The 26,437-nt window shown below is 58.7% G+C and carries 24 protein-coding genes; 17 read left to right on the top strand and 7 right to left on the bottom strand.

The annotated features are described in order from the left end of the window. Window positions 1–23: 23 nt before the first annotated feature. The 7 genes from B5D49_RS04140 (at window position 24) to B5D49_RS04170 (ending at window position 8,077) form a co-directional block, all read left to right on the top strand. Entirely contained in the window at window positions 24–782 is a 759-nt protein-coding gene (locus tag B5D49_RS04140; protein WP_144019116.1) for an ABC transporter ATP-binding protein, read from the top strand. Continuing rightward, on the top strand, window positions 779–2,665 hold the full coding sequence (locus B5D49_RS04145; RefSeq protein WP_078716382.1) for an ABC transporter permease: 1,887 nt from the start codon (window positions 779–781) through the stop codon (window positions 2,663–2,665). Before B5D49_RS04140 ends, B5D49_RS04145 begins: the two co-directional genes overlap by 4 nt. 9 nt (window positions 2,666–2,674) lie before the next feature. Continuing rightward, on the top strand, window positions 2,675–4,297 hold the full coding sequence (locus tag B5D49_RS04150) for a formylglycine-generating enzyme family protein (protein WP_144019119.1): 1,623 nt from the start codon (window positions 2,675–2,677) through the stop codon (window positions 4,295–4,297). 49 nt (window positions 4,298–4,346) lie between these two features. Next, complete coding sequence (locus B5D49_RS04155; protein WP_078716383.1) at window positions 4,347–5,021, top strand: glycine zipper domain-containing protein; 675 nt, start codon at window positions 4,347–4,349, stop codon at window positions 5,019–5,021. An 81-nt stretch (window positions 5,022–5,102) separates the two neighbouring features. Then, the gene (locus B5D49_RS04160; protein ID WP_078716384.1) at window positions 5,103–5,603 is read left to right on the top strand and encodes a hypothetical protein; all 501 of its coding nucleotides are present in this window, start codon (window positions 5,103–5,105) and stop codon (window positions 5,601–5,603) included. Window positions 5,604–5,916: 313 nt separating this feature from the next. Next, window positions 5,917–7,047: a S41 family peptidase gene (locus tag B5D49_RS04165; RefSeq protein WP_159447123.1), complete on the top strand. Its 1,131-nt coding sequence runs from the start codon at window positions 5,917–5,919 to the stop codon at window positions 7,045–7,047. 37 nt (window positions 7,048–7,084) lie between these two features. After that, complete coding sequence (locus B5D49_RS04170; RefSeq protein ID WP_078716386.1) at window positions 7,085–8,077, top strand: SEL1-like repeat protein; 993 nt, start codon at window positions 7,085–7,087, stop codon at window positions 8,075–8,077. A gap of 167 nt (window positions 8,078–8,244) precedes the next feature. Here the strand turns inward: B5D49_RS04170 and B5D49_RS04175 are convergent, their stop codons facing one another. From B5D49_RS04175 to B5D49_RS04195, 5 genes are all read right to left on the bottom strand, one after another. Further along, entirely contained in the window at window positions 8,245–9,270 is a 1,026-nt protein-coding gene (locus B5D49_RS04175) for an ABC transporter ATP-binding protein (protein ID WP_078716387.1), read from the bottom strand. Window position 9,271: 1 nt separating this feature from the next. After that, window positions 9,272–10,234, bottom strand: a complete 963-nt coding sequence (locus B5D49_RS04180; RefSeq protein ID WP_078716388.1) for an ABC transporter ATP-binding protein — start codon at window positions 10,232–10,234, stop codon at window positions 9,272–9,274. A 3-nt stretch (window positions 10,235–10,237) separates the two neighbouring features. Beyond that, window positions 10,238–11,164 carry an ABC transporter permease gene (locus B5D49_RS04185; RefSeq protein ID WP_078716389.1) on the bottom strand — a complete coding sequence of 309 codons (927 nt, stop codon included), beginning with the start codon at window positions 11,162–11,164 and terminating at the stop codon, window positions 10,238–10,240. A 1-nt stretch (window position 11,165) separates the two neighbouring features. Next, entirely contained in the window at window positions 11,166–12,140 is a 975-nt protein-coding gene (locus tag B5D49_RS04190; RefSeq protein WP_078716431.1) for an ABC transporter permease, read from the bottom strand. Window positions 12,141–12,223: 83 nt separating this feature from the next. Continuing rightward, window positions 12,224–13,861: an ABC transporter substrate-binding protein gene (locus B5D49_RS04195; protein WP_078716390.1), complete on the bottom strand. Its 1,638-nt coding sequence runs from the start codon at window positions 13,859–13,861 to the stop codon at window positions 12,224–12,226. 253 nt (window positions 13,862–14,114) lie between these two features. On the opposite strand from B5D49_RS04195, the gene B5D49_RS04200 reads away from it, so the two are divergent. Continuing rightward, the gene (locus tag B5D49_RS04200; protein ID WP_078716391.1) at window positions 14,115–14,999 is read left to right on the top strand and encodes a DMT family transporter; all 885 of its coding nucleotides are present in this window, start codon (window positions 14,115–14,117) and stop codon (window positions 14,997–14,999) included. A 167-nt stretch (window positions 15,000–15,166) separates the two neighbouring features. On the opposite strand, the gene pruA is transcribed toward B5D49_RS04200, so the two are convergent. Both pruA and B5D49_RS04210 read right to left on the bottom strand, forming a co-directional pair. Next, window positions 15,167–18,172 carry an L-glutamate gamma-semialdehyde dehydrogenase gene (gene pruA / locus B5D49_RS04205; protein ID WP_078716392.1) on the bottom strand — a complete coding sequence of 1,002 codons (3,006 nt, stop codon included), beginning with the start codon at window positions 18,170–18,172 and terminating at the stop codon, window positions 15,167–15,169. A gap of 24 nt (window positions 18,173–18,196) precedes the next feature. Beyond that, window positions 18,197–18,652 (bottom strand): Lrp/AsnC family transcriptional regulator, encoded by a 456-nt coding sequence (locus tag B5D49_RS04210; protein ID WP_078716393.1) that lies wholly within the window; start codon window positions 18,650–18,652, stop codon window positions 18,197–18,199. Window positions 18,653–18,879: 227 nt separating this feature from the next. Between B5D49_RS04210 and B5D49_RS04215 the strand changes: the two genes are divergently transcribed. The 9 genes from B5D49_RS04215 to B5D49_RS04255 all read left to right on the top strand — a co-directional run. Beyond that, the gene (locus B5D49_RS04215) at window positions 18,880–19,635 is read left to right on the top strand and encodes an ABC transporter ATP-binding protein (protein WP_078716394.1); all 756 of its coding nucleotides are present in this window, start codon (window positions 18,880–18,882) and stop codon (window positions 19,633–19,635) included. A 23-nt stretch (window positions 19,636–19,658) separates the two neighbouring features. Next, window positions 19,659–20,843: a branched-chain amino acid ABC transporter substrate-binding protein gene (locus B5D49_RS04220; RefSeq protein WP_200806765.1), complete on the top strand. Its 1,185-nt coding sequence runs from the start codon at window positions 19,659–19,661 to the stop codon at window positions 20,841–20,843. 60 nt (window positions 20,844–20,903) lie between these two features. Further along, a complete protein-coding gene (locus B5D49_RS04225; protein WP_078716395.1) occupies window positions 20,904–21,833 on the top strand; it encodes a branched-chain amino acid ABC transporter permease in 930 nt (309 codons plus the stop codon). After that, window positions 21,817–23,037, top strand: coding sequence for an ABC transporter permease subunit (locus B5D49_RS04230; RefSeq protein ID WP_078716396.1), 1,221 nt, complete (start codon window positions 21,817–21,819; stop codon window positions 23,035–23,037). Before B5D49_RS04225 ends, B5D49_RS04230 begins: the two co-directional genes overlap by 17 nt. Window positions 23,038–23,039: 2 nt before the next feature. After that, window positions 23,040–23,762 (top strand): ABC transporter ATP-binding protein, encoded by a 723-nt coding sequence (locus B5D49_RS04235; RefSeq protein WP_078716397.1) that lies wholly within the window; start codon window positions 23,040–23,042, stop codon window positions 23,760–23,762. A 182-nt stretch (window positions 23,763–23,944) separates the two neighbouring features. Further along, window positions 23,945–24,736 (top strand): class I SAM-dependent methyltransferase, encoded by a 792-nt coding sequence (locus tag B5D49_RS04240; RefSeq protein WP_234990616.1) that lies wholly within the window; start codon window positions 23,945–23,947, stop codon window positions 24,734–24,736. Between the two features lie 113 nt (window positions 24,737–24,849). Further along, window positions 24,850–25,269 carry a nickel-responsive transcriptional regulator NikR gene (gene nikR, locus B5D49_RS04245; RefSeq protein WP_078716398.1) on the top strand — a complete coding sequence of 140 codons (420 nt, stop codon included), beginning with the start codon at window positions 24,850–24,852 and terminating at the stop codon, window positions 25,267–25,269. Window positions 25,270–25,322: 53 nt separating this feature from the next. Next, a complete protein-coding gene (gene folE2 / locus B5D49_RS04250; protein ID WP_078716434.1) occupies window positions 25,323–26,099 on the top strand; it encodes a GTP cyclohydrolase FolE2 in 777 nt (258 codons plus the stop codon). A gap of 92 nt (window positions 26,100–26,191) precedes the next feature. Then, window positions 26,192–26,437, top strand: a 246-nt coding sequence (locus B5D49_RS04255; protein ID WP_234990617.1) for a flagellar basal body protein, incomplete at its 3' end; no start/stop codon positions are given.

Consider the following 26,437-nt stretch of genomic DNA (forward strand, 5'->3'; position numbering starts at 1 on the left):
GAAACGGGCAGAGGGGAAGGAATATGGCCCGATCCGAGGACGCCGCCGTGGTGTATCGACTCCGCGATGTGCGCAAAATACGCGAAAAGGGCGGATTCCGCTTTGAATTGCGGATTCCGGACTTCACCGTGCGTCGTGGGGAATTTCTCGCGGTGGTGGGACCGTCCGGCTGCGGCAAGTCCACGTTGCTGGACATGCTGGGATTGGTGTTACGGCCCACCTCGGCCCGGGAGTTCTTTTTCCGCGCCCAGTCCGGGAAACAGCAGGAAGCCGGACCGGTCAGCATCCTGGACTTGGGTGAACCGGACATGGCCAACGTGCGCCGCCGTTCCATTGGCTATGTGTTGCAGAGCGGCGGGTTGCTTCCTTTTCTTTCGGTCCGGGAAAACATTCTGCTCCCCTGTCGGTTGAACAGGATGCGCGGGGCCGAGCATGTGGACGCGCTGGCCAAAGCCTTGGGCATTGCCGAACAATTGAGTAAAAAACCCCAGCATCTTTCCGGCGGCCAGCGCCAGCGGGTGGCCATTGCCCGCGCCCTGGCGCACCGTCCGCCCTTTGTGCTGGCTGACGAGCCGACCGCTGCTGTGGACAAGCTCACGGCCAAAGAAATCCAAAAACAGTTTAAAACCATTTCCAGAAATCTTGGGGTGACCTTGGTGTTGGTCACGCACGATCTGGGGCTGGCCCGTTCCGGTGCGGACCGGATTTTTGGTTTCAAGGTGCAGCGCGATGCCGAAAACAGCACGATTTCCACCCTGGCGGAATACAAGGGGGCGGCATGAGACGGACGCGCGGCATTGTTCTCCGGCTTTCCCTGGCGGACCTGTTCCATGAGTGGATTCTGTCGGTCTGCCTGGTGATGGCCGTGGCCGCGGTCCTTTCTCCGTTGCTGATTTTGTTTGGACTGAAATTCGGAACCATTGAAATCATGCGGGACCGGCTCATTGAGGATCCGCGCAACCGGGAAATCCGGCCCATGGTGTCCCGCAGTTTTGAACGCGATTGGTTCGAGTCCATGGCCGGGCGTCCGGACGTGGACTTCGTGGTGCCGTTCACGCGGCAGATTTCCGCGCAGGTGGATGCGCGGCTCGTGTCCGGTGGTGAAAGTCTGTCGTTGGATATTTTGCCCACGGACCAGGGCGACCCTTTGTTGTTGCAGAATGGCGCCGAGGTTCCTGGGGAGATGGAGTGCGTGCTTTCTTCTTCCGCGTCCGAGGAGCTGGGCGCCAGCCCGGGCGATATGCTGGCCGTGCGGGTCAAGCGGCTGCGGGGTTCCGATTATGAAACCGCGGACGTGCGGCTTCGCGTAACGGGCGTGACCCGTGCCCGGGCCACCATGCTGCGTTCCATGTATGTTCCGCTGCCGTTTCTGGAGGCGGTGGAGCGCTTCAAGGACGGGCAGGCTGTACCGGAATATGGTTGGCCCGGTGAGCAAGCTCTGGCCTATCCCGTGTATGATCATCTTGTTGTATTGCTACGCGAACCGTTGCCACGGGTGGATTCATTCCGACTGGTGAACAACACCGGCTTTACGCGCAAAGAGGAATTGGACCCGCAAGCCCTTGCCGAGCGTGTCGGCTGGAAAGCGGCCGCTTCTGGCAGTGCGTATCTGGTGTCCTCGCGCACCAAGCCCGTGGATGCGGAAAGTCTTTTGGCCGTGCAGTATGCCCTGCGGGGGCGCGGCGCGGTGCTGGTCCCGGGCGTACGCGATTTGGAAGCCGTGTTGTTGGCGCCGGACGGCGGGGAAGTGGCCCGCCTCGGACTGGACGCTTTTTCCATGACCGCCGAGGACGCGGAATCCTGGGGCGTTGCGGTGCACCCCGGCTGGCATCGTGTTGCTGAAGACGCGCCCGCTTCCATGTGGCGCAAGGTATTGTTACCCCCGGAATTGGCGGAACAATACGCTCCTGCACAAGAAGGCCCAGAGGCCGCCGATCCGTTGCGGCTACGCCTGGAACGGGAAGATGGCACTGTTTTGGAGTTTCCCGTCCACGTTCAACCCGGGGCGAATCCGGTTTCTGGCCGGGCGTTGATTCCTGTGCGGCTGGCCGGGGTCTTGAATTTGTTCGGGGAACGAAACGTAGGCTTTGAACCCCGGTCCGGCGAATTCACGCTGGAGCGTCGTGGGTATGCCGGATTTCGACTGTATGCCGCAACCATTGATCATGTGGACGGATTGCGACGTGAGTTGGAAAGCCGGGGTGTTACCGTGAGCACCGAGGCGGAGCGGATTCGCGACGTGATGGAACTGGACGGCTACCTGACCCTGATTTTTATGCTCATTGCGGGCGTGGCCCTGGCTGGTGGCGCGGCGTCCCTGACAGCCAGCCTCTATGCTTCGGTGGAGCGCAAACGGCGTGACCTTTCCGTGTTGCGGCTGCTGGGACTGTCCGGACCAACGTTGTTTCGGTTTCCCATTTATCAAGGCTCACTGATCGCTTCAGCGGGGTTCGGCGTGGCCTTTGGGTTTTTTGAGATGTTGGCCGTGGTCATCAATACATTGTTTCGTGACCACTTGCAGGCTGAGGAAAGTCTGTGTCGGCTGGAACCATGGCACCTTGCTTCGGCATTGGCCGGAACCGTGCTTGTGGCGGTGCTGGCGGGCAGTGTGGCGGCCTGGCGAGCCACACGCATTGAACCGGCCGAAGCGCTTCGGGACGAATAGGGAGAGGTGATGCGGATGTTCAGACCTGGTGTGATCATTGGGGACGGCGCGGCACGGACCGTCTGGGGATTTTTGCTGGTGCTGGCGATGCTGGCCGTGGCCTGGCCGTGCCGGGCGCACAACCCCCGTCCTGCGCAGGGAGATATGGTTCTGCCTATGCCCGGCGGTGAGGAAATGGTTTTTCGTCCGGTGTTTCTGGACCAGGGGGACGGTCCCTTTGCCTTGCGGCGGTTCAAGATGGGCGATCCCTCGGGCGGGTTTCGGGAGCATCCCACGGCCGTGGCCCTGGGCGGTTCCTTTTTGGTGGATCGGGGCGGTCGCAAGGATTGGTGTTACTACATGGGCAAGTACGAAGTCACGGAAGGGCAATATTATACCGTGATGGGACTGCCCGACGGCGCCAGTCAGGACTTGCTGCAATCCAATCTGCCTATGACCCGCGTGACGTATTTCGACGCGCTGACCTTTGCGGATCGCTATAACCGTTGGTTGATGGAGAACGCCCAGGGCAAGCTTCCCATGAGCGGGCCGTCGCCGGGATTTGTCCGTTTGCCCACGGAAGCGGAATGGGAGTTCGCGGCTCGGGGCGGAGCCGAGGTCGGGCCGGATCAGTTCGACCGCAAAATACCGTATGATGACGTCTTGCCGAAATATGAGTGGTTTTCCGGTCCCAGTTCTTCGCACAATAAGCTGAAGGCGTCCGGCGTTCTTGATCCCAACGTGCTGGGACTGCACGACATGCTCGGCAATGTGACCGAGATGACGCAGTCGCTGTACCGGATTGAATATTATCAGGGGCGTCCCGGTGGTTTCGTGGCCCGGGGCGGGCATTTTCTCACGGCGGAGGCTATGCTGCGTTCCTCGCTTCGTACCGAGGAACCGTTCTACATCGGTAGCCAGGCCAAGGGATTCAAACCCAATGCCAAGCCCACCATGGGATTTCGGCTGACGTTGTCGTCGATTATTTACACGGACCGGGCTACGCTTAAGGATTTGGAATTCGCATGGGAAGAATACCGCGAAGGCCAGGGCGCGGCCATGCCTGCCGCGGTTTCCGTCAGCCCCACCAGCGTTCAGGCGGACGTGAAGTCCCAGGAGGCCATGGAACATTTGCAACGGCTCAAGGCGGAGGTGGCCCGTTTGGGTGGCGGTGAGGCGTTGTCCCGTGAACTTGGCTTTGTTGAAGCATCTCTTGCAGACATGGCCGTGATTCGTCGTCAGGCGGACGAGGATTCCGCGTATGCCTGGGCCAAGATTGCCGCGGAGCAGGGATTTTTCCTGTATCGCGAACTGCGCAAGCTTCCCACCGTGCTCATGCTGTTGGAGAGTGCGGAAAAGGCCGGACGCACGGCCATGGTGGAAAAACTTGGAACGCGTCGTGACGAGGTGCAGGGCAATATCGACGCGGCGTTGGGAACGTATTCGGAATCGTTCCGGCGTCTTGCTTCCACCCCGGATTGGGCCGTGGACAAGGCTTTTGAACGCTACACCGAATTTTTGCTCAAGCACAGCGCCGCGGACCAGGTTCGTGTGCTCAAGACGGTGCGGGCGCAATATAAGGACTTTGACCAAACCAAACGTGCCGATACCGTGGGATGGCGTCGGCAATTGGAAGCCCTGGCCGCTCCCTAGTGATGCCGGGGTGGGGTAGTTTGTAAGACGAATAACAAGGAGAGTCGGGATGAAGAAAATCATTAGCCTGGTATTGGTGTTGACCCTGCTCGGCGGCGGCCTGAGCGTCATGGGCGGGTGCGCCAAGACCGATCGGGGACAAACCCAGCAGGAAGGCGCGGCCACGGGCGCTGCCGGCGGTGCTGTGCTGGGCGCCATTCTCGGTGCCATCATCGGTGGGGATGCGGAAAGCGCGGCCTGGGGCGCGGCCATTGGTGCGGCTGCCGGTGGTGCCGCTGGCTATGCGTATGGAACACACGTCGCCGATAAAAAAGAGGAATACGCTGAAAAGGAACAGTGGCTGGATGCCTGTGTCGCCAGCCTGGAGCAGACCAACGCTGAAACCCGGGAGTACAACGCGCAGCTTCAGACAGAGATTGCGGAGTTGAATACGCAGACGTCCACCTTGCGTGCTGAATACGACAGTAAAAAGGCGGATCGGGACACGCTCCTGGCGGAAAAGGAAGTGGTGGATAAGAAGCTAGCCGAGGCCAAGGAAGCCCTTGGTAAGGCCAATTGGGAGCTGGAAAACCAGCAACGCGTTTTGGCCGAGGCCCAGGATTCTGGTGCCACGGACCAGGCGCAGGCTCTTGACGAGCAAATCGCGGAATTGAAGGTCGAGATCGCCAAGCTGGAGGAGCAGACCGAGCAGCTCGCGTCCATGTCCAGTCGTATGGCTGTGTAGCAAGGGACGAAACGGGACGGTTGGTCCAGAAAGAGAACACGCAAGTCCGGGCGGAGTCCCTCCGCCCATGGGGGAGCTGGAATGCGCAGGATAGGCTGGCTGGTTTTGCTGGTGGGGTTGGTGGCCGCGACGGGCTGCCAGACCACTGGGGATCCCACCAAGGGCGGCCTTTGGGGGTGGAGCGAGGACAAGGCGCAGCAGCGCATTGATGAACGGGAATCCCGCAAGCTGACCCTGGAGGAAGAGCAACGTATCGAGGAGGAACGCACCGCTGCCTTAGAGGCGGAAAGTGCGGAAATGCGTGCGCAACGGGACGCGCTGGTGTCCAAGACCGTGCAGATGGATGAGCAACTGGCTTCGCTCCAGACGCGAATCCGTTCGGCCAAGGTGCAGACCGAGGAAGCCAAGAAAGAGCAGTGGGAGCTGTATACCCAGGCCCGCTCGTTGCAATCCCGATTGACCGAGGCCCGCTCCGCTGCGGCCACTTCCCCGGATTTGGCGGCCAAGCAGGAGGAGGTCAAGCGGCTAGAGGCGGAAATGGATCGCCTGCTGCAGGAGGCTGAGGCGCTCAGCACGTTGTAATGCTCGCAGAGACCGTGCCGGTTGTTTTGGCGGTTACAAAGGGCTGACGTGGGGGCGGTTCGATCGAAGGTCGAGCACGGGTTCCAGGGTGTTGCCTTGCCCTCTACGTGGTAAAGCCGCCAGTATTTGCCGGGTGTAATGAGTCCAAAGCGTTACCGGCAGGCTGGGACGGAAAAGGTTTGCGCGGTTGTGGCCGGTTAGCGGGCCGTTTTGTTGCGTATTTGGTGGAGAGGGAGGCGAGAGCATCATGGTCTTGCCCTTCTCTGTCATGGATTGGGTTGCTGCCCGGCGTCGGCCGGGATCGGAGGATGCCATGCCGTTGCCGAACCGGAACATCCCGGTGTCGTGCCGTGCCTTGGCCGTTTTTACGTTACTTGTCGGCCTGCTGTTTCCCGCTTCGGTGTTGGCCCAGGATTCCTGGGTGGACAATGACGACATGCTGCTGTTTTACGAAGCGCTGGTCAAAATTCGGGAGCAATCCATCCATCCCGAGCAGCCCAAGGACATGGTCCGTAAGGCTGTTCGCGGATATTTGCAGCAGCTGGACGCTTTTTCCGATTATCTGACCCCGGAGGAATACGCCGCTTGGAAACAAGCCCGCCAAGGCGGGTATGCCGGGGTGGGCATGGACATTTTTGCGGATCCTTATGGCCGCATCATCTGTTTGCCGTTTCCGGGGGGACCAGCGTATCAAGCCGGGGTGCGTTATGGGGACGTGCTTACGTTTGTGGGGCGTCGTTCCGTGCGCGGCACGGCGGTGCGGGTGGTCGGCTCATGGATTCGGGGCAGGCCCGGTGGTAGTGTGAGCATCACCGTAAGCAAGCCGGGCGGCGGAGTGCGTGGATACACTTTGTCCCGGCGTATGGTGGAGTTCAATGAAGTGGCGCTGGATCAAAGCGGTCCGCTGCCGCGTATCCGAATCTATAGTTTTTCGTCGCAAACTGCTGAAAAATTGCAACACATATTGCAAAGACTCCCCAAGGATCAGCCCCGGGTTTTGGATTTGCGCGGCAACACCGGCGGCGACCTTTTTGCGGCCATGGATGCAGCCGCTTTCTTTTTGCCTCAAGGGACCGTCATTGTGGATATTCGTTCACAAGGTGGAACCAAGAGGTACTCGGCAACCAATGCACCTTTGGACAGTGCGCCGCTGTTCGTGTGGCAGGACGCGCTTACGGCAAGCGCGGCAGAGGTTTTTCTCGCAGCATTGGTGGAAAATGGCCGGGCCACAAGCATGGGCCAGACCAGCTTCGGGAAGGGGGTAACCCAGACCATGGTGGAATTGTCCGACGGGTCGGTCATGTTTGTGACCAACGGGGCATTGCGGACTCCTGGCGGAGCGTATTACCATACAAAGGGCATTGAGCCGATGCGGGAGTTGGAACTTCCGTTGGGTGCGCCGGATTCGGCGTTTTGGAATGCCACATTGGAACGTTCGAACTGATATCGCCGTGTTGCGGTGACGGGGCGTATGGAGAGGTATGATGCGTGGTCTTGTGTTGAGTGTGCTGATGCTGTTGTGTGCGACTTCAGGCGCGTGGGCAACGGGATACGATCAAGCGGTGGAGCTATACCAGAAGGGAAATTTTGAAGCCGCCAGAGGAGCGTTTTCTCCACTGGCCCGCGGGGGGGACGAACGGGCCTGTTTTGCCCTGGCCCGCATATATGACCTTGGAAAAGGGGTAGATCGCAACGTTGTGGAGGCCTGGCGATGGTATCGGCTGGCCACGGGCAACGATGCCGCTGCAACGCGTGCCGATGCGTTGTGGGCTGCCATGTCGGCCGATGAGCGGCGTCGAGCCAAGGCACTGCTGGAGCCGGGAGCCGCCGGGACACTGGCCAAGGGCGGGAATGCTTCGACGGATGCGGCCGTTGCCTCGTCTTCGGGGTCGTTGAATGTTTCGACCGGAAAGCCCCGGGGGCAGGAACCGGCTCCGGTGGACGATTCGGATTCCACCTCCGTAATGGATTCCCTTACACAATGGTTTACCGCGCCCAACGGCCTGGACGCGGTGCATTCTCAGGAGTACACGTTCTTTTTTCCGAAGGGATACGAGCGGGTGGAATCCGGAGAAGCTTCCGGCATCGTGGAAAACTGGGTGAACGCTGAACAATCTATGGCTGGGACCATCAATCTGGTGGTGCAGGATTTTCCACGTGAGGATGTGAGTACGGTTTCCCGCGATGTTTGCGGACAGTTGGCGCGGCAGGGGATGGAATCCGTGGGTGAGGTGATGGGATTGCAGGAACCCTGTGTCATGCAGGGAGCACCGCTGTATCGTCGTGAAGATGGCAGGGTTCGTTGCGGCTATCTCGGTGATTTTGAATACGAAGGGAAGCCGTTCCAGGTGCGGCAGACCATGCTGCTGCAAAATGACAGGGACCGTATGTACGTGGTTACGGGCATCTGGCAGAAAGAACGCGGCGATGGAGCGATGCTGGAAAAAGCCATGAAACAGTTTCAGCTTCCCTGACCGTATTCGGTTGCAGGGCGGGAGGGGCTGGAACAATGCAATGCCGGGCCTGAGTGCGGCGTAACGGTGTTTATTCACAGGCTGACGGCATTCTGCCGCTGCGTACACAACAAAAGGCGATCCCGGGAAGGATCGCCTTTTGTTTGCATTGGAAGAAGAATGACGTGTTAGATACGTTTTTCTTCCACGGCGTGGCACGCCACGCGTCCCCCGGAGGAGTGCTCCACAATGGGCGGCATTTCCCGGCGACACCGCTCGTTGGCGAAGCGGCAACGGCCATGAAAAACACAGCCCGAAGGCAGGTTGATGGGGGTGGGTACGTCGCCGCCCAACCGGATGTGCGCCTGCTTTTCCCCCCCCAGTCGGGGGATGGCCGAAAGCAGTGCCTGGGTATACGGATGTCTCGGGTTATTGAAGATTTCCTTGACGGGTGCCACTTCGCAGAGGTGGCCGAGGTACATTACGGCCACACGGGTGGAGATGTGTTCCACCACGGAAAGGTCGTGGCTGATGAACAGATAGGTCAAGTTCCGTTTTTCCTGCATGTCCATAAGCAGGTTCAGAATCTGTGCCTGGATGGAAACGTCCAGCGCGGCGATGGGTTCGTCGGCAACGATGAATTCCGGGTCGAGGACCAGGGCGCGGGCAATGGAGATGCGCTGGCGCTGGCCACCCGAGAATTCGTGCGGGAACTGGTTGTTCCAGTCCGGATCCAGGCCGACTTGTTCCAGCGTCTGGAAGACGTGATCCTTCACTTCATCCCGGCTCATGCCCGGATTGTGGAAGCGAACAGGCTCCTCAAGAATCTGTCGAACCGTCATGCGCGGATTCAGGGAGGCGTATGGATCCTGGAAGACCATCTGCATTTTGCGGCGATAGGGTTTGATATCGTGACTGGACAGATTGTCCACACGGGTGCCGCGGTAGATTACCTCGCCCGAGGTGGGCCGGTGGATGCGCATTACGGCCCGTCCCAGAGTGGACTTGCCGCAGCCGGATTCGCCGACCACGGAGAGCGTTTCACCGGGAAGGATGCGGAAGGTCACGCCGTTGACGGCTTTGACCACGGTACGAACCCGCTTGATTTTGCCTTTCGACCATTGCAGTTGGTCCAGCAGACCGCCGGAGATATCAAAGTGTTTGGTTACGTCCCTGACTTGCAGCAGGGGGGTGGTGTCGGTGTGTTCAGCCATGTCATTTCACCATGAAGCAGGCCACCTGTCGTCCGGAGGCCTTGGTTTCGAGCACGGGCACTTCGTGCTTGCAGATGTCCTGGCAGAGTTCGCACCGGGGGTGGAAGGAACAGCCCGAAGGCAGATTCGCCAGGGACGGCATGATGCCCGGAATTTGGAGCAGGCGTTGCCCTTTTTCACAGCTTTGGGGAAGTGCTGCGATGAGTCCCTTGGTGTAGGGGTGCTCGGGAGAGTCCACCACGCTGCGGGTTTCGCCCATTTCCACGATGCGCCCCGCGTACATGACCGCGATTTTTTGGGTCACTTCGCTGACGACGGCCAGGTCGTGGGTAATCAGCAAAAGCCCCATGTCATCGTCCCGGCACAATTCCAAAAGCAGGTCCATGATTTCGGCCTGAATGGTCACGTCCAGGGCCGTGGTCGGTTCATCCGCGATGATCAGCCCCGGGTCCGTGAGCAGGGAAATGGCGATGACGATACGCTGGCGCATGCCCCCGGAAAATTCGTGGGGGTATTGATTCAGGCGTTTTTCCGGCGATGGAATGTAGACCCGGCGCAGTTTGTCCAGGGCGATTTCCTCGGCCTGCTTTTCGCTGACGTTTTTGTGCGCGAGAATGGTTTCCACCATCTGGGTGCGGATGGTCAGCACTGGGTTGAGGGTCATCATGGGATCCTGGAAGATCATGGAGATGCGGTTGCCCCGGATGTCGCGGATCTGTTCAATGGTCAGATCGGCGAGGTCGTTTCCTTCAAAAAGGATGGATCCGCCGGAGATGTATCCGGGTTTGCTGATCAGATTCAGGATGGAAAAGCCGGTGAGGGTCTTCCCAGCGCCGGATTCACCCACGAGTCCGACGCGTTCGCCTTTGCCGACCGTGAAGCTTACATCGCGCAATGCCCGCAGGACTTGGTTGCGCATGGCAAACTCCACGCAGAGGTTTTGAACTTGAAGCAACGGCTGCATGGGTTACCCCTTGTAGAGTTTGGGGTTCAGGTAGTCGCGGAGCCAGTCGCCAAGCAGGTTGATGACCAGCACCAGCACAACGAGCACGATTCCGGGGAAGAGCGTGATCCACCACGAGCCGCTGAAGATGTATTCGAAGCCCACGTTGATGAGTGAGCCGAGGGACGGCATGGTCACGGGCATGCCCAGGCCCACGAAGGAGAGGGCCGCTTCGCTCATGATCGCGTTGGCCACCTGGATGGTGGAGATGACGAACACGGGGGAGAGCGTATTGGGCAGGATGTGCCGGAACATGATGCGCCGTTTGGAAAGGCCGATAACGCGTGCGGCCTCCACGTATTCTTTTTTCTTTTCCGCCAGGACCGAGGCGCGCACGGTTCGGGCGTACTGTGGCCACTCTGCGAAGCCGATCACGAGAATCAGAAGTGGAATGGCTATTTTTTCATACATGGCCACGCCAAAGGCGGCTTGGAAGATGGCGGATATGAAGATGGCAACCATATACGAGGAAAAGGAGAGCTGCACATCCGCTAGGCGCATGAGCGCCGAATCAATGCGGCCGCCGAAGTATCCGGACATAAGTCCCACCACGATGCCGATGATGGCCTGCATGGCCACGGCCCCGAATCCGATGATCAAGGACACGCGCATGCCGTAGAGCATGGTGGAATACATGTCGCGGCCCTGGGCGTCGGTTCCCAGCGGGAATTGATTTTGCCCCTCTTCCATGAAGGCGGGAGCCTGTTCTGCGTTGAGCAGATCGTAGGTTGAAGGATCATAAGGGTTGGACGAGGAGAAAAGAGGTGCGCCCAATCCGAGAATCAGCAGGATTGCGAACACGACGAAGCTGGTAACAGCAATTTTGTCATGCAGGAAGTCGTGCAGGAAGTAGGACTCGCGGAATCGGCGCCATCTGCTTCTGGTCTGCATGTTATTTCCTCCCCGTGATGCGCACGGTTGGGTTTACCAGACCGTAAATGATGTCGACGATGGTATTCACGACGACGAAGATGAAGCCCACGACCACGAGATAGGCCACCATGAGCGAGGAGTCGGCGCGTTCCACGGCCTGGATGAACATGGATCCCATGCCCTGCCAGGAAAAAACCGTTTCCGTGAGGATGGTGAAGGCGATCATGATGCCGAGCTGCACGCCGCCTACGGTGATGACCGGAAGCAGGGTGTTGCGAAAGGCATGCACGATCCAGACGCGCAGCGGGGGAAGTCCCTTGGCCCAGGCGTACTTGATGTATTCGTTTTCCAACACTTCCATCATCTCGGAGCGGATCAGGCGGATGAACAGCGGCAGCATGATGGAAGAGAGGGCCACGGTGGGCATGATCAGGTGTTTGATTCCGTCCCAGGTGAGCAGGCCGGTCTGCCAGCCGCCGAGGTTGACGGTTTCTCCGCGTCCGAAGGAGGGGAGCCAGTGCAGCTCGATGGAAAAGATGTAGATAAGCATGATGGCGGTCAGGAAGACCGGGATGGAGACACCAACCGTTGATGCGCCCATGACGAATTTTGCGAATAAGTGTTTGGGTCGTATCGCACAGTAGATGCCGAGCGGCACTGAGAGCAGCACGATGAGAATGGCGCTGCAGAAAACAAGTTCCAATGTGGCCGGAGCCTTGGAGATGATGACTTCCATGGCGGGCTTTTTGTAGAAGAAGGACTGCCCGAGGTCACCGTGGGCTGCGTCGTAGAGAAACCGTCCGAACTGGACCATGAAGGGGTCGTTCAGGCCGAGTTCCTCACGCAGTGCTTCGCGCTCCTCGGCAGAAACCGAAATACCGGTGATTTCGCGAACCGGATCGCCGAAGCTTTGTTTGATGGCGAATCCGATCAGGGCGATGATGACCATGACCATCATTCCCTGAAGAATACGCCTGATGATAAACGCTACCATTTTTTCCGTCGCTTTTGCCATGAAGGGGGACCGAAATGGTCCCCCTTGCTGTTATCGTTTGGGTGTCTTGCCAAAGGTTCCGCTTACTCGAGGACGAGGTCTCCGAAGTAGGGGAAGTTTTGGACGTTGACGATCTCCGCGGTATTCATACCCTTTTTGGAAGCCCAGGACAGGTTCTGCCAGTGCAGGGGTACAAACGCGGCATCTTCGTACAGGAGTCGTTCGACGTCCTGCAACATTTCGCTCCGTTTGGCAAGGTCCGTTTCGGTCTGCGAGGCGAGGATCAGGGCGTCCACTTCCGGGTTGCAGTAGGAACCGGAGTTGTACTGGCCGTAGCCGGTTTCCAGGTTGCGGCACATGAGCAGGAACTCGGTGTAGTTGGCGGAGTCCTCGGTGTCGGGGTGCCAGCCGATCATCTGGATGTCGGCCACCTGGGCGTCGAACTCATCCCAGTACTGGGCCTTGGGCATGGTCTTCAGGCTGACCTTGATGCCGATCTTGGAGAGCATGGAAACCACGGCCTCGGCGATCTTTTCGTCCTTCACGTACCGGTTGTTCGGGGCGATCATGGTGCACTCGAAGCCGTCCGGGTAGTTGGACTCGGCCATGAGCTGCTTGGCTTTTTCCAGGTCGTAGCGGGGCGTCAGCTCGGCAACGTAGCCGGCGAAGCCTTCGGGCGCCTGCTGGGAAGCCACGGTGGCGAAGCCCTTCATGATGGTATCCACGATGCCCTGGTTGTTCACGGCGTAAACGATGGCCTGACGGACCTTGCGGTCGGCCAGAGCCGGGTTGCGCTCACCGTTCATCTGCAGGGTGATGACGCGGGAACCGCCCATGATGATGAGCTGCAGGTTGTCGCTGCTTTCGACGCGCTCCAGATCCTGGGGAGGAACGGGCATGACGAAGTCCACGTCGCCGGAGAGCAGGGCGGCCACGCGGGAGGCGTCATTGGGGATCGGGGTCAGGACGATCTCGTCCACGTTGCCGGTGTTCTCGTCCCAGTAGTCAGCGAAGCGGGCGAACTCGGTACGCACACCCTGTTCACGCTTGACCACAGTGAAGGGACCGGTGCCGGACTCGTTTACGTTGGCAAAGGAGTAGTCGGTCTTGACGATGGCATCCTTGGGCTGGCCCTTTTCGTCGGTGCCGGTGTAAAATTCGCTGTCCATGGGGAAGATGTAGGTCGCCATGGAGAGCAGCAGGCCGTAAGGCTCCTTGGTCATGATGTCCACGGTGTAGTCATCCACGGCCACGGCCTTTTCAAACGGCTCGAACAGTCCCTTGAAGTCCTGGGACTTCTTCAGACGGTCCAGAGTCCAGACCACGTCCTTGGCGGTGAAATCGTTGCCGGAGTGGAACTTGACGCCTTCATGCAGGAAGAAGCGCATGGTGGTATCATCGATCTGTTCCCACTTGTAGGCGAGGCGAGGCTCGATGGAGCCGTCCTGGGCCCAGCGGACCAGCGGATCAAAGACCATGTGGGAATACTGCAGCATACCGCCGGAAAGCTGGACATGGGGGTCCAGGGAAACCGGGTCGGCGGCCATGGCCACGCGCAGCACTTTGGCTTCGGTTTCGGCGGCTGGCTCGGCAGCCTGTTCCGCGGTCTGCTCGGCAGCCTGTTCGGGCGCCTTGGTTTCTTCAGCCTTTTTTTCCTCGCCGCCGCAACCTGCGATAAGCAGGCCGAACGCCAGAGCGAGGACCAGGATCAAACGTTTCATCTCCTAACCTCCAAGAGAATGTGAAAAAAAGCCTCTCCAATCCATAAAACAGGGGGCACGCCCATCCTGAGCGTTACCCCGTAGTGCTTTGTTCGCGCTCCAATGGCGCTTAAGTCTTCTTCTGTTACCAAAAAGCAACAATAATGAAAACAGGTTTCTCCCATTGAGATGCGGGCGGGTACCCGCATTGAGGAACGTGAAAATTCGGCTTGCGCTGTCATCGGGATGGCGTAGATTGCCGCCCGGAGGAATCATGAAACAACAACACAAAGCGTACGCCTACGGCCTGGTGACGGTGCTGCTTTGGTCCACAGTGGCCACAGCATTCAAACTGGGACTGCGGGCCATGGAACCTGTCCAGCTGCTATGGTACTCCAGCGTGTTTTCCACGTTGTTGCTGGGTGGGCTTTTGGCGCTTCAGGGACGGCTGACCGACGCCCTGCGCTGTACGCCCCGTGAATGGCTGCGGTCCCTGCTTTTGGGTGTCCTCAGTCCGTTTTTATATTATCTTATTTTGTTCGAGACCTATACGTTGCTTCCCGCCCAGGAGGCCCAGCCGTTAAATTACACATGGGCCATTACTCTGACGCTGTTGTCCATTCCTCTTCTGGGGCAACGGGTCTCCCGTCATGACATGCTGGCCGCCCTGGTAAGCTATAGCGGGGTGGTGGTCATCTCCACGCGCGGCAATCCCTTTACAATGGAATTCACCAACCCTCTCGGCGTGGGCCTGGCCCTGCTGTCCACGGTGGTATGGTCGCTGTATTGGATCGGCAACACCAAAGAGGACAGGGAACCTGTGGCTGCACTGTTTACCTGCTTTGTGGCGAGTTTGCCGTTGGTGACCTTGTGGTGTGTGTGTACCGATGGAATAGTGGTGCGGGATTCGGGCGGATTGGTATGGGCCGCGTATATTGGCGCTTTTGAGATGGGCATTTCGTTTGTGCTCTGGCTCACGGCACTGCGTCTTTCGGAAACCACGGCCAAGGTGGGCAATCTGATTTTTCTGGCCCCGTTCCTTTCCTTAGTGTTCATTCATTTTTTGTTGGGGGAAGAAATTTTTCCGTCAACATTTGTAGGACTGGCTTTGATTGTGGCGGGATTGATTCTGCAACGTATGGGGGCCGCCAGAGCTTGACGTTTCCTTCTGTCGCGGTTGTGCTGCTGCATTCTGCATAGCGTTTCAGTGTTGGGTGGTGTCGATGCCGGAGTCATGTCTTGGCCTGAAAAACGCCCGGTCGGATTACCGGCCGGGCGTTTTTATTGATATCGGCGGATGGCCGCCGGTTTGGGATCAGCGTCGGGCTAGACCCACATTTCGCCTTCCTCAATGGGCGTGAAGCCGCGGCGCATGGTGTTTTCCGTAACGCATCGCGGGTCCATGAGCTGGATCAGATAATCCGGGCCACCGGTTTTGGAGCCGACGCCGGACATCTTGAATCCGCCAAAGGGTTGGCGTTCCACCAACGCACCGGTATTGTTCCTGTTCAGGTAGAGGTTGCCCACTCGGAACTCGCGGCGCGCCTGGTCCAGATGTTTGGGGCTGCGGGAGAATACGCCGCCTGTGAGCGCGAAGCGTGTGGCGTTGGCCCAATCAATGGCCTGGTCAAAGTCCTTGGCGCGCATGACTGCCAGCACCGGCCCGAAGATTTCTTCCTGCGCGATGCGATGTTGCGGTTCAATGTCCGTGACAATGGTCAACGGTACATAGCAGCCTTTTTCCGGCACGCTTCGTTTGACCAGGATGGTGCCTTCCTTGGCCGCCAAATCAATGTATTCCAGTATTTTCTGTTGGGCGGAGGCGTCCACCACCGGACCCATGTAGTTGGCGGGGTCTTCGGACGGACCGATTTTGATGCATTCCGCCGCTTTGGTGAGCCGTTCGATGAAGCGGTCGTAAATGTCCTCCACAACGATGACCCGGGAGCAGGCCGAGCATTTTTGTCCCTGGAAGCCGAATGCGGAATAGAGGATGTGGAGTACGGCCAGATCAAGATCCGCGTCGTCGTCCACGATGATGGCGTTTTTGCCGCCCATCTCCGCCACCACGCGTTTACAATGGGTCTGACCGGGCTGCACCTTGGCCGCCTTTTCCTGAATTCGCAGGCCCACGGCCTCGGAACCGGTGAAGGAGATCACCGCCACCTTGGGGTGTTCCACGAGGTAATCGCCCATGTCGCGGCTGGAGCCGGGGCAGTAGTTGAACACGCCGTCGGGCAGCCCTGCTTCGCGGAAGATTTCCACCAACCCGTAGCCGATGATGGGAGCGAGGTTGGAGGGTTTGTAGATCACGGGGTTGCCCACCACGATGTTGGCGGAAACCATGCCCGTTGAAATGGCCAGGGGGAAGTTCCACGGAGAGATGACCGCGGCAATGCCCTTGGCCTGATAAAAGAGCTGGTTGTGTTCGCCGGGTGCGCGTCCCATGCGGCGCGGCTTGCCCAGGCGAACCATGTCGCGGGCGTAATATTCCATGAAGTCGATGGCCTCGCCCACGTCGTGGAAGGCCTGATCCCACTGCTTGCCGACTTCCAGTACCTGCCAGGCGGAAAGCTCGAACTGGCGTCTACGCATGATGGCGGCGGCCCGCAGGATCACTTCGGCACGTTCCCTGGGTTCGGTGTCCCGCCAGGCGGGGAGGGCCGATTCCGCAGCCGCGATGGCCTGATCTATTTCCCCCTGCCCGGCCTGGCAGATGCGGCCCAGCACTTCATCGGGATCCGCTGGGTTGCTCGATTGGATGAATTTTTCGGTTTCCACGTCCTTGCCGCCGATGCACAAGGGGTATGTTTTGCCCTTGGCGGCGCGCACCGTAGCGATGGCCTCGGGGAAGGCGTGGCGGTTGCCCGGAATGGTGAAGTCAATGAGTTCATCATTGCGGAAGGGAGCGTCCAGACCTTTGCTGTCCGTTTCCTCGGGAGCGCATTTCGCGGCCAGTTCCCGTTTGAGCGTTTCCTCGGGATTTTCCATGAGCCGGTCCACTTCTTCGCCTTCGGCAAAGGACTGACGAAGGAAGGATTCATTGGCCGTATTTTCCAGCAGCCGCCGGACCAGGTAGGCCATGCCCGGGATCAATTCTCCGTAGGGGCAGTACAGGCGCACGCGCTTGGCAACGTTTTGCAGACCTTTGCGGACGGGTTCCGCCATGCCGTAGAGAACCTGAAATTCGTAGCGGTCTTCGGGGACGTCCAGTGCTTTGGCGGTTTCAAAGACATAGCTGATGGTGCGCACGTTGTGGGAACCACATTGGAAGTAAATCAGGTCGCTGTTTTCCAGAATTTTTTTGGAGTTGCGTTCATAGGACATGTCCGATTCGGCCTTGTTGGTCCACACGGGTACGGGCCAGCCGCTTTGCAGGGCAATGACGGTTTCCTCGTCCCAGTAGGCGCCCTTGACCAGCCGGATGCCGATGGGCAGGTTCTTTTCCCGTACCCAGGCGATCAGTTCATCCAGATCTTTGTCCGTGTCCTTCAGGTAGGCCTGGAGCACGATGGAGAGGTGCGGATAGTCCACGAATTCGGGATCCTCGCGCAGCCGCTTGAACAACTCCAGGGTCATTTCCTTGTATTTGAGGGCTTCCATGTCGATGCACAGGAAGCCATTCATCTCCCGGACTTTGCGGTAGATGGGTTTGAGCCGGGCCAGTATGCCCTGGACCGAGCCTTCCACATCCACGGGTTTGGACTGGGAATAGAGGGCCGAGGGTTTTACGGACACGTTGACCTTGGGGGCATATCCCCAGTCCAGGTCGCCGTTTCCGCCCAGGGCGGCCCAGGAGGCTTGCTCACCGGCCACGGCATCCAGCAGCTCCAGATAGCCGTTCATGTACGCTTCGGATTCTTCTTCGGATACCGTTGCTTCGCCCAGCAGATCCACCGTGAAGGCGAATCCGTCCTTGCGAAGTTTTTTCATGCCCTTGAGGGCTTCTTTTGTGTTTTGGCCCACGATGAATTGCCGGGCCATTCCTTCGATGTTGGAGCGGATGGCCTTGCCCATGACCTTGCCGGCCAGGTTACCGATGATGCCGGTGGATTTCCCGGCACCCCATTTGAGGACGGACGGAATTTCCGCATCCTCTCCGCTGAAATATTCCTCGATGTGCCGGGTGAGGTTGTCCGTGGTGTTCAGGTAGGGCAGCACGTCCACAAAGCGGAAGAGCTGGACTTTGAAGTCCTCATTCTTCATGGCCCAATCCATGACCTTGCCGGTCCAGAATCCTTTGTTAAAGACCGAGGGCGCTTCTCCCCGGATGCTTTCGAAAAATGCTCTGCCGGTGTCCCTGATGCTGGTTTCCTGAGCGGATCGGTTCATGTGCGGACCTCCTGTGTGGTTGGGTTATTCTTCGTCGATGGGCAGATTGCTGCTTTCCTTGACCGTGCGGAGCACGATGGTCGACTTGGTGTTCTTTACGGTGGGGATGCGCCCGATTTTGGCGAGCATTTCAGCCAGGCGTTCCGTGTCCTGCACCCGAATTTTGACAAGATAGGAATCCTGCCCGGCGCAGTAGTGGACTTCGAGAACGCCGGGGATGGAGGCGAGCAGTTCCCCGGTGGAGGTGGATCCCACTTCTTCTTCCACGCTGACCAGGGTAAAGGAAGTGAGTCCCAGCCCTGCGGCGAGGGGGGCCACTCGGGCCTCATAACCTTGAATAACGCCGTTCGCTTCCAGCTTTCGGATGCGTTCCAGGATGGCGGACGGAGCCTTGCCGATCTGACGGGCTATGTCGGCATTAGTGGTGCGGGCATTTTTCTGGAGAATGTTCAAGATTTTTTTGTTCGCGTTGTCGATCATTCTTTTTTGCCTTGTCTATGGAGAATAAAATTCAGCCTATGTTTAATTTTCAATAATGTAAAGTTCGTGCAAAAAGGCTTTGGATCGTCGAAAGTTCGGAGAATTAAGCAATGAACAGAATTTAATTCTAAAAAAATAGCAAAGTCAAGACCAAAATTCGAAACAACTCACTGTTTTCCAAAAAAATGCTTGGAATGTTTCTCGATTGTGTTTATACAACAAACACTATGGCTACTCTCAAACTCGACGACGTAAGCATCCATTTCGGCGGCGTGCAGGCATTGTCCAAGGTCTCTTTTGAACTCGGCGGCGGCGAGATTCTCGGCCTTATCGGTCCCAACGGGGCGGGCAAAACAACCATATTCAACGTCATCACCGGCGTGTATCGGCCTTCTTCGGGCCGGGTCTCCTATGACGGGAGAAGCCTGCTCGGAAAGCGACCCCACCAGATTTTAAAGGCGGGCATTGCCCGAACCTTCCAGAACATCCGGCTCTTCACCGCCATGACCGCGGTGGAGAACTGCATGGTTGCCCAGCACTGCCGGACGGCGGGCAGCGTGCTTGGAGCGGTGTTCCGCACCCCGGCGCAGCGTCGCGAGGAAAGCCGGACCCATGAGCGCGCCATGGAAGCGTTGCGTTTCATGGGCATGGAGGACAAGGCGGACGAAGCCGCGCGCAATCTTCCGTATGGCCGTCAGCGCCACCTGGAGATCGCCCGGGCGTTGGCGTCCCACCCCCAAACAATTTTGTTGGATGAACCCGCTGCCGGGCTGAACCCCGTGGAAAGCGCGGAACTCATGCGCGTCATTGAGCGTATCGCCGCGCAGGGCATCAATGTCCTGCTGGTGGAACACGACATGAAGGTTGTTATGGGTGTGTGTCACCGCGTGGTGGTCATGGACTATGGACAGCTCATTGCCAAGGGGCGGCCCGAAGAGGTGCAGCGTGATCCCAAGGTCATTGAGGCCTATCTCGGCCAATAATCAATCATGAGGAGGTAGTACTGATGAAACGGTTTTCGCTTATGGCGTTCCTCGGTGTTCTGCTGCTGGGTCTGCTGCTGGCAGGCTGCGGCGGCGAGGAAAAAAAGGCTGACGAGGCCGCTTCCGCTGGTCAGGCCGAAGAAGCCCTGCCCGTGCTCAAAATCGGCTCCATCAGCCCCCTGACCGGACCGTACTCTGCCGACGGCAACGACATCGCCAACGGCGTGCGGGCGGCCATCGACGTGATCAAGGCCCAGGGCGGACTTGAAGGCTTCAGCGATATCGTCCTCTTCGCCGAGGACACCGCCTGCGATCCTAAACAGGCCGTGGCCGCCGCCAACAAGCTCATTTCCGAGGAAGTGGTCGGCGTTGTGGGGGCGTACTGCTCCAGCTCCACCATTCCGGCCTCGGCGACTCTGGATCCGGAAGGCATCTTCACCGTCACTCCCGGCTCCACCAGCCCCAAGGTCACGGAGCGCGGCCTGCAGCATATGTTCCGCATCTGCGGGCGTGACGACCACCAGGCTCCCGCCGCGGTCAAGTTCATGACCGATTATCTGGAAGCCAAAACCATCTTCATCGTTGATGACAAGACGACCTACTCCCAGGGCTTGGCCGATGAAGTGGCCATGAATTGCGAAAAGGTCGGCATTGAGGTGCTGGCTCACGATCACGTAAACCAGGGCGACAAGGACTATTCCGCGGTGCTTACCAAGGTGCGTCAGGCCAATCCGGACGTGTTCTACATTTCGCTCCAGAACTCGGCTACGGGGGCGCTCATGCTCCTGCAGGCCAAGCGTATGGGCATCGAAGCCCAGTGCATGGGCCAGGATGCGGTTTTCCATCCGCAGCTTATTGAAATCGCCAAGGAAGCGGCCGAAGGTGCCTGCCTGACCTTCGGGTATACCGATACCACCACGGACACCTATAAGGTCTTCCAGGAAGCCAATGCCGAGTACGGCAAGGTCGGTGCCTACTCCGCCTATGCATATGACTCGGCCATGTGTCTGTTCAATGCCATCCGCGCCGCCGGTTCCACTGATCCGGCCAAGGTGCGTGCCGCCATGCTGGAACTGGACTTCCAGGGCGCCTCCAAGCGAGTGAAGTTCCAGCCCAATGGAGATTCCGGTTCTGACTATGTGGTCTTCAAGGTGATGGAAGGGAAGCTCGTACCCTTCTGGAATCCGCGTACCGGCGAGCCTTTCTAGTCTGAAATAAACAACGACGAACCACAGGGAGCCTTCGGGCTCCCTGATCTGCGAGTTCCTATGGATAATGCATTCACCTTCTTCGCCCAGCAGATGCTGAACGGCCTGACACTCGGCGGACTGTATGCCCTCATCGCCTTGGGATACACCATGGTCTACGGCATCATTCAGCTCATTAACTTCGCGCATGGCGAGTTCTTCGCCGCAGGCGGTTATATGGGCGTGATCCTGCTCAGTTACATGGCGGGAGCCGGATACATGGACACCCACCCCTGGCTGTGCATTGGGTTTTCCCTTGTGCTGTCCATGGTGTATTGCGCCATGCTGGCCATGGCCGTCGAAAAAGTGGCCTATAAGCCGTTGCGTCATTCTTCCCGACTGTCCGTGTTGCTTTCGGCGCTGGGCATGTCCATCTTTTTGCAGAACGCCCTCATGCTTACCCAGGGCGTGTACGACAAAGCTTACCCCGGGGGGATTTTCGGCGCACCGTTCGAGGTGGGCGGGGTCATCGTAAATTACATGCAGATTCTCATCCTGGCGCTTACTGCCGGACTGCTCGTGGCGTTGAACTTTTTGGTTTTCAAGACCCGCGTGGGCCGGGCTATGCGCGCTACAGCGCAGGACAAGGTCATGTCCGCCCTGGTGGGCATCAACTCCAACCGGGTCATCAGCCTGACCTTTGCCATCGGCGCGGGGCTTGCCGCGGCCGCAGGCATCATGGTGGGCTTCTATTATGGCTCGGTGCGTTTTGAAATGGGGTTCGTGCCGGGAATCAAAGCCTTTGCCGCGGCTGTGCTGGGCGGCATCGGCAACATCACCGGCGCCATGCTCGGCGGCTTCATCATCGGCATGGTGGAGATCATGGCCGCAGCGTACATCCCGTATGGCGGAGAATATAAGGACGTGTGCGCCTTCATCATCCTCATTGCGGTTCTGTACTTCCGACCCACCGGCATCATGGGAGAGAATGTTGATGACACAAGGGTTTAGGAAACAGCTTCTCTACTTTTTGGTGGCCCTGGTCTGGTTGTTTGCCCTGCTATGGCCGTTGTTGGACATCCGGCCCGACGGCACGCTCGGCTTTTGGCGTAGTTTTGCGGCCTGGTCCCCCATCGCCGTGGTGATCACCATCATTTTCGTCCTCTACCAGATCAAACAGGCGGGCTGGCTGAACAAACCCTTTCAGATGCTGGAGTCCGGGCGTGAGGTCGTTGGGTGCCGCTTGAGCCGGGTTCCCACCTGGGTCTGGTTCCTGCTCATCGCCGCCGTATTCTTTTTTATTCCCCAGTTTACGGAGCGCCGGGTACACGACATCCTTATCCAGGTGCTCGTTTACATCTGTCTGGGGCTGGGGCTGAACATCGTCATCGGTCTGTGCGGCTTGCTGGACCTCGGGTTTATCGCGTTTTACGGCGTGGGCGCCTATACCTACGCGCTGCTCTCCCTGCACTACGGGGTATGTTTTTGGCTGGCGCTGCCCGTGGCCGGATTCTTCGCCATGATCGCGGGCTGCATCATCGGGTATCCCACCCTGCGCATGCGCGGGGATTATCTGGCCATTGTCACGTTGGGATTCGGGGAAATCGTGCGGATCATCCTCAACAACTGGATGAGTCTGACCAACGGACCCAATGGTGTCATGGCCAAACCGTTGACCATTCCCATGCCCGTGTTCGAGGGGGGCTTCCATATCGAGCAGCTGGCGCTTCGCAGTCTGGGCGATCTGTATTACGTGGTCTTTTTCATGGCCATTGTGGTTATCATCGCGGTGAACCGTTTGAATTTCTCCCGTATCGGGCGGGCCTGGGAGGCCATTCGCGAGGATGAGACCGCGGCCGAACTCATGGGGGTGAACACCTTTGCCTTCAAGCTGATGGCCTATGCCATGGGCGCGGTATTCGGCGGGCTGGCCGGCGCGTTCTTTGCGGCGCGCATGGGGTTTGTCGCCCCGGAGAGCTTCACCTTTCTTGAGTCGGCATTGGTGCTTTCCATCGTGGTGCTCGGCGGCATGGGATCCATCCCCGGCATTATCCTTGGCGCGTTCGCCATCATCGCACTGCCCGAGGTGTTCCGTGAATTCCAGATGTACCGCATGCTCGCCTTTGGCGGCGCCATGACATTCATGATGCTGGTCCGACCCGCGGGCCTGATTCCGGCCAAGCGCATGGGCAAACGTGGAGAGGAGGAAGAATAGGCATGGCCGGGGAAACCATTCTTGAACTCAAGGAAGTGGCCGCACATTACGGACGGATTCAGGCGCTTAAGGGTATTTCCCTTTCCGTGCGGGAAGGGGAGGTCGTTTCCATTATTGGAGCCAACGGCGCGGGCAAGTCCACCACGCTGATGACCATTTGCGGCATTGTTCGCGCCAGTCAAGGGACCGTCTGGTATCAAGGGCGGGATATCACCAGGATCAACGCGGATAAGTTGCCGCGGATGGGCTTGTGCCAGGTGCCGGAAGGACGGCGCATCTTCCCCCGGCTCAGTGTTGCGGAAAATTTGGATATGGGCGCTTTTTTTCGACGCAGCAAGCGGCGTATCCGCGAGGATACGGAAATGGTCTACGACTATTTCCCCCGTTTGCGTGAGCGGCGCAATCAGGCCGGTGGTACGCTTTCCGGCGGCGAACAGCAGATGTTGGCCATTGGCCGGGCGCTCATGAGCCGCCCACGGCTACTGCTGCTGGACGAACCTTCCCTGGGGCTGGCTCCGCTCATTGTCCAGCAGATTTTCGACATTGTGCAGACCATCAACAAGGAACAAGGCGTGACCATTCTTCTGGTGGAGCAAAACGCCAACCTGGCGCTCCAGGCTTCCAACCGGGGCTATGTGTTGGAGACGGGGGATGTGGTCATGGCTGACGACGCGGCCGCATTGCTCGACAATCCGGACATCCGTAAGGCTTACCTTGGGGAGTGACCTCGTCGGCTTTCTTCCGACATTGAAATCATCCGATGTTTGATCGGGCTGAAACAGACCGTCCTGGAGCGGTCTGTTTTCGTATGCCCGCCGAACAGAAGTGGCACGAAAACCGTTTCGAATAGCGGTTTTGATGTGCGGTTCGGCTTGCCAATGCCACTACAAGGCGGTAAGACTCGGACGTGGAAAAGCGAAAGGAAAAGGTTTCGCATGAGGGGTGCGGCGCACGTGCTTTCCTGCCTGGGCAGGAGGAGCAGGCGCAGAAGGAATATTTATCCCAAAATGTGGAAAGGCTCAAGGTGCGTGCCGCCGGGCGTGACTGGCTTTTGGAGCGTACGGGCGACATGGAGTCCCTGTGGGCCGAAATGGACCAGGAGGCGTTCGGCGAGGATGAACGTCTGCCGTATTGGGCCGAGGTTTGGCCCGCCAGCCTGCTGGTTTGTGAAAAGTTGCAGCAGGAACAACACCGCATCCAGGGACGGATTTGCCTGGACGTTGGGTGCGGGTTGGGAATTTCCGCTCTGGTGGGATCCCGGCTTGGTGCCCGTGTCGTGGCGTTCGATTATGAACCCCGCGCCGTGCGGTTCGCCCATGCCAACGCCCGGTTGAACAACGTGCCGTCACCTCTTTGGACGATCATGGATTGGCGTTTCCCGGCGTTAGCCCGGCAAGCCTTTGATTTCATCTGGGGTGGGGACGTGCTCTATGAAAAACGCTTTTTCGAGCCGCTGGAGGCGCTGTTTGAACATTGTCTTACTCCCCGGGGAGAAATCTGGCTCGGTGAGCCGGAACGGACCGTATCCCGGCCTGTGTGGGATCGGCTGCGGCATCGGGGCTGGCAATGTGACATCGTGCTCAGGGAAAAGGTCGCCCTGGGCGGGCAGAATCAGACCGTACGCCTTTGGAGGGTGCGGCGCGGAGCCACAGCGGACGGCTTGGCTGTTTCTTCCGGTGCTACCGGAACGCGGCCGTGATGTGTGGAATGCAGAGGGAAGGGCAACTATTCCATGTGATGCCGGAAACCCGTTGCAACGGTTTATATTGACTGATTCGGAAACGGCAGCATGTTCGAAAGGAGAGACTGAGAATGGGAAAAACCATCCGATTCGGCGTATCGTTGGATTCCGATCTGCTTGAAAAATTTGATTCCCTGTGCCGGGAAAAAAGTTACCAAACCCGGTCCGAGGCCATTCGCGACCTGATCCGCAACACCCTGGTGCAGCGGGAGTGGGAGGAAGCCGAGGGCGAGGTGGCCGGAACACTGACCATGGTGTATGATCATCATCAAAGCGGTCTGGCCCAGCGGCTTACGGAAATTCAACACGAGGCGCACGACGTGGTCCTCTCTTCTCTTCATTGTCATCTGGATCATTACAACTGTCTGGAAGTGCTGGTATTGCGGGGTGATGCCGAGATTATTAAACATCTTGGGCAACGGCTTATTTCCACCAAGGGTGTGAAGCACGGTAACCTCAACTTGACCACGACAGGAAAAGGATTGTTTTGAGCAAGACGCAAAGGGGCGCGGATCACGTCCGCCCAGCCGACGCCAAGGCGGGCATGGAGGACGTGCAGAACGGCAGGGCCAGCATCGCCATGCCCATTGATCGTGTGGGGGTAAAGGATATTCGCTTGCCGCTCCTGGTGCGCGACCGGGTGCAGGGTTCCCAACACACTGTGGCCAGCGTGGACCTTTCCGTGGATCTGCCAGCGCATTTCAAGGGTACGCACATGAGCCGCTTTGTGGAGGCGCTTGAAGGGTGGTCCGAGGAGTTGGATTATGCTTCGTTCAAGCGCCTTTTGGCGAACATCACGGAGCGGTTGAACGCCCGCCGCGCCTATGCGGAATTGCGGTTTCCCTTTTTTCTGCATCGCAGCGCCCCGGCCAGCGGCGGCAAGAGCATGATGGGCTACGATTGTTCGCTGGTGGGGGAATATGAGGACGGGGAACTCGTTTTCACCCTTGGGGTGGAGGTGCCGGTCATGACGGTCTGTCCTTGTTCCCTGGCCATCAGTGAGCAGGGCGCCCACAGTCAGCGGGCTATCGTGCGGGTATTGGCCCGGTTTACCGGGCTGCTCTGGCTGGAGGATTTGATTGAAATTTGTGAATCCGCCGGGTCTTCGCCCGTGTATACGCTGCTCAAGCGTGCGGATGAAAAATACGTGACCGAGAGTGCGTTTGCCAATCCCGCCTTTGTGGAAGACGTGGTCCGCTCTGTGGCGCGTGGTTTGTCCGAACATCCCAAAGTCTCCTGGTTCCGGGCTTCGGTGGAAAGCCAGGAATCCATTCATGCCCACAGCGCATACGCTATTATTGAGCGGGATCTGCGCGACTGATCCCTGGGAAATCCATGACATAATTCGGCATCGGACCGTTGCCTGGACGAAGCTGCGAACGGTGTTTATATTGTGGGATGAAGGGGGCAGTCATGACCCAGGAATCCATTCAAGCCCTGTCCGCGCTGGGAAAGGCCGTGGAGGTCACGTCCGGTAATCTCGCCAATGTGAACACGCCGGAGTATCAGGCGCGTCGTCTGCGTTTGGAAGACGGCCCGGGCGGCAGGGGAGTGCGAGCATCCCATGTGGATGTGGATACCACGCTTGGCCCGCCCATTGCGGAACAACGCCCCGTTGATGCGGGCAGGGCTGCCGCGCCCCGTTCCGGCTCCAATGTG

The organism is Paucidesulfovibrio gracilis DSM 16080 (assembly GCF_900167125.1).
GTDB classification, from domain to species: Bacteria; Desulfobacterota; Desulfovibrionia; order Desulfovibrionales; family Desulfovibrionaceae; genus Paucidesulfovibrio; species Paucidesulfovibrio gracilis.